Below are 3,098 nucleotides of genomic sequence, written 5' to 3'. Positions count from 1 at the left end.
AACCTCGAAGCTGCGCAGGTTGCGGTTGTTGATGCCGATCAGCGGTGTCTTCAGCCGCAGCGCCCGCTCCAGCTCCGCGCCATCGTGCACTTCGACCAGCACTGACATGCCCAGCGCGTGGGCGACCGATTCCAGATCGACCATCTGCGCGTCGTCCAGGCAGGCTGCGATCAGCAGAATGCAGTCCGCCTGCATCGCGCGCGCCTCGAACACCTGGAACTCCGCGATCATGAAATCCTTGCGCAGCACCGGTAGGGTGCAGGCACCTCGGGCCTGCTGAAGGTAGGCAGCCGCGCCCTGGAAGAAACGCTCATCGGTCAGCACGCTCAGGCAGGCCGCGCCGTGCTCGGCATAGCTTTCGGCGATCTCGGCCGGCACGAAGTGTTCGCGCAGCACGCCCTTGCTCGGGCTGGCCTTCTTGACCTCGGCAATCACCGCCGCCTTGCCTGCGGCAATCTTCGCCCGCATGGCGCCGATGAAGTCGCGCAAGTCACCGCGCCGCTCGGCCGACTCGGCCTCTTCGCGCAGCGATGCGAGCGAGCGCCGCGCCTTGGCGGCGGCGACCTCATCGCGCTTGACCTCGACGATGCGCTCGAGGATGTCGCTCATGCCGAGGCCGCGAGCCGCGTGCTGACGGTGACGAACTGATCGAGCTTTGCGCGGGCCGCTCCGGAGGTGACCGCCTCCCTTGCCAGCTTCACACCCTCGCGGATGGAAGCGGCCACATCGGCGGCGTACAGCGCCGCGCCGGCATTGAGAAGCACGATGTCGCGCACGGGGCCGTCTTCGCCGGCCAACGCGCGGCGGATGCAATCGACCGATTCGGCCTGCCCGGCCACCTTGAGCACGCGCGTGTCGTAAACCGGCAAGCCGAAGTCGCTCGGGTGGACCGTGTACTCGCGCAATTCGCCGGCCTTGAGCTCACCGATGAGCGTCTCGCCGGAAAGCGAAACCTCGTCCATGCCGTTCATGCCGTAGACGATCAGCACATGCTCGGCGCCCAGACGTTGCAGCACGCGCACCTGGATGCCGACCAGATCGGGATGAAACACGCCCATCAGCTGCCTCAAGGCGCCGGCCGGATTGGTCAGCGGCCCCAGGATGTTGAAGATGGTGCGCACGCCGAGTTCCTTGCGGATCGGCCCGGCGTGTTTCATCGCGGGGTGATGGTTGGGCGCGAACATGAAACCGATGCCGGTCTCGGCGAGGCATTCGGCCACCTGCGCGGGCTTGAGGTCGATGCGCGCGCCCAGCGCCTCCAGCACATCGGCGCTGCCCGAAGTCGACGACACGCTGCGCCCGCCGTGCTTGGCCACCCGGGCACCGGCCGCGGCGGCGACGAACATCGCCGCGGTCGAGATGTTGAAGGTTTGCGCGGCATCGCCGCCGGTGCCGCACAGGTCGACCAGGTGCGTCTTGTCTTCCACCGGCACGGGCGTCGCGAACTCGCGCATCACCTGGGCGGCGGCGGCGATCTCGCCGATGGTTTCCTTCTTCACGCGCAGGCCGACCATCAGCGCGCTGATCATCACCGGCGACATCTCGCCGCTCATGATGCGGCGCATCAGGTGCAGCATCTCGTCGTGGAAGATCTCCCGGTGCTCGATCGTGCGCTGCAGCGCGGCGCTGTCGGTGATGGGCATGGTGCGAACCTCTTCGTCAGTCAGTGCGTGTGGTCGAGAAAGTTCTTCAACATCGCGTGGCCGTGCTCGGTCAGGATCGATTCCGGGTGGAACTGCACGCCTTCGATCGCTAGCGTCTTGTGGCGCACGCCCATGATTTCGCCGTCTTCGGTGGTCGCGCTGACGTTCAGCTCCGCCGGCAGCGTTTCTCGCTCGATGGCCAGCGAGTGATAGCGAATCACGTCGAAACGCTCCGGCAGCGCGCTGAACACGCCCTTGCCGTCGGTGGTGATCTGGCTCGCCTTGCCGTGCATCTGCACCCGCGCCCGCACGATGCGCCCGCCCAGCGCCGCGCCGATCGCCTGGTGGCCCAGGCACACGCCGAGGATAGGCAACTTGCCGGCGAAATGGCGGATCGCCTCGACGCAGATGCCGGCTTCGGCCGGAGAGCAGGGCCCGGGCGAGATCACCAGCCGATCGGGGCGCAAAGCCTCGATGCCGGCCACGTCGATCTCGTCGTTGCGCAGCACCTTCACCGCTTCGCCGAGTTCGGCGAAGTACTGCACCAGGTTGTAGGTGAAGCTGTCGTAGTTGTCGATCATCAGCAACATGTCAGAACCCCTCTTCGACCAGCTCTGCCGCCCGCAGCACGGCGCGGGCCTTCGCCTCGGTTTCCTTCCACTCCAACTCGGGCACCGAGTCGGCCACCACGCCGGCCGCGGCCTGCACATAGAGCACGTTGTCCTTGACGATGCCCGTGCGGATGGCGATGGCGACGTCCATGTCGCCAGCGAAGCTGATGTAGCCGCAGGCGCCGCCGTAGATGCCGCGCTGCACCGGCTCGAGCTCGTCGATGATCTCCATAGCGCGGATTTTCGGCGCACCCGATAGCGTGCCAGCGGGAAAGGTCGCACGCAGCACGTCCATGTTGGTGGTGCCGGGCTTCAGCAGGCCCTCGACATTGCTGACGATGTGCATCACGTGCGAATAGCGCTCGATCGCGAAGGCCTCGGTCACTTTGACCGAGCCGGTTTGGGCGATGCGGCCGATGTCGTTGCGCGCCAGGTCGATCAGCATCAGGTGCTCGGCACGCTCCTTCGGGTCGGCCAGCAGTTCCTGTTCGGCGACGCGGTCCTGCTCGGGCGTGGCAGCGCGCGGCCGGGTGCCGGCGAGCGGGCGGATGGTGAGCTTCTCGCCCGTCTTGTCGCCGTCCTGCACGTGTTCGTGGCGCACCAGGATCTCGGGCGACGCGCCGACGATCTGGAACTCGCCGAGGTCGTAGAAGTACATGTAGGGCGACGGGTTCAGCGAGCGCAGCGCGCGGTACAGCGACAGCGGGCTTTCGGTATAGCGCTTGCTCAGGCGCTGACCGAGCACCACTTGCATGCAGTCGCCCGCGGCGATGTACTCCTTGCAGCGCACGACCGCCGCCTCGAAGTCGGCCTTGGCGAACTCGCGCTCCACCGCGTGCGAGGC

Annotated in this window: 4 protein-coding genes; all 4 read right to left on the bottom strand. The window is 66.9% G+C overall.

The window, feature by feature from the left end:
* Nucleotides 1-609, bottom strand: a 609-nt coding sequence (gene trpC / locus H0W38_RS19585; protein WP_292457308.1) for an indole-3-glycerol phosphate synthase TrpC, incomplete at its 3' end; no start/stop codon positions are given.
* Complete coding sequence (gene trpD, locus H0W38_RS19580; protein ID WP_292457306.1) at nt 606-1,643, bottom strand: anthranilate phosphoribosyltransferase; 1,038 nt, start codon at nt 1,641-1,643, stop codon at nt 606-608. The genes trpD and trpC, both read right to left, overlap by 4 nt.
* Nucleotides 1,644-1,663: 20 nt before the next feature.
* On the bottom strand, nt 1,664-2,233 hold the full coding sequence (locus H0W38_RS19575; protein WP_292457303.1) for an aminodeoxychorismate/anthranilate synthase component II: 570 nt from the start codon (nt 2,231-2,233) through the stop codon (nt 1,664-1,666).
* A 1-nt stretch (nt 2,234) separates the two neighbouring features.
* A partial coding sequence (locus H0W38_RS19570) for an anthranilate synthase component I family protein (protein ID WP_292457301.1) occupies nt 2,235-3,098 on the bottom strand: 864 nt, incomplete at its 5' end.

The sequence above is a fragment of the Methylibium sp. genome (assembly GCF_013817365.1).
Classification (GTDB): Bacteria; Pseudomonadota; Gammaproteobacteria; order Burkholderiales; family Burkholderiaceae_C; genus Methylibium.
The sequence above is the reverse complement of the archived record's forward strand: the minus strand, read 5'-3'. Positions and strand labels throughout refer to the sequence as shown.

Coding starts and splice junctions, on each gene's coding strand:
- trpD (WP_292457306.1), bottom strand. CDS start 1,643: ATGCCCATCACCGACAGCGCCGCGCTGCAGCGCACGATCGAGCACCGG.
- H0W38_RS19575 (WP_292457303.1), bottom strand. CDS start 2,233: ATGTTGCTGATGATCGACAACTACGACAGCTTCACCTACAACCTGGTG.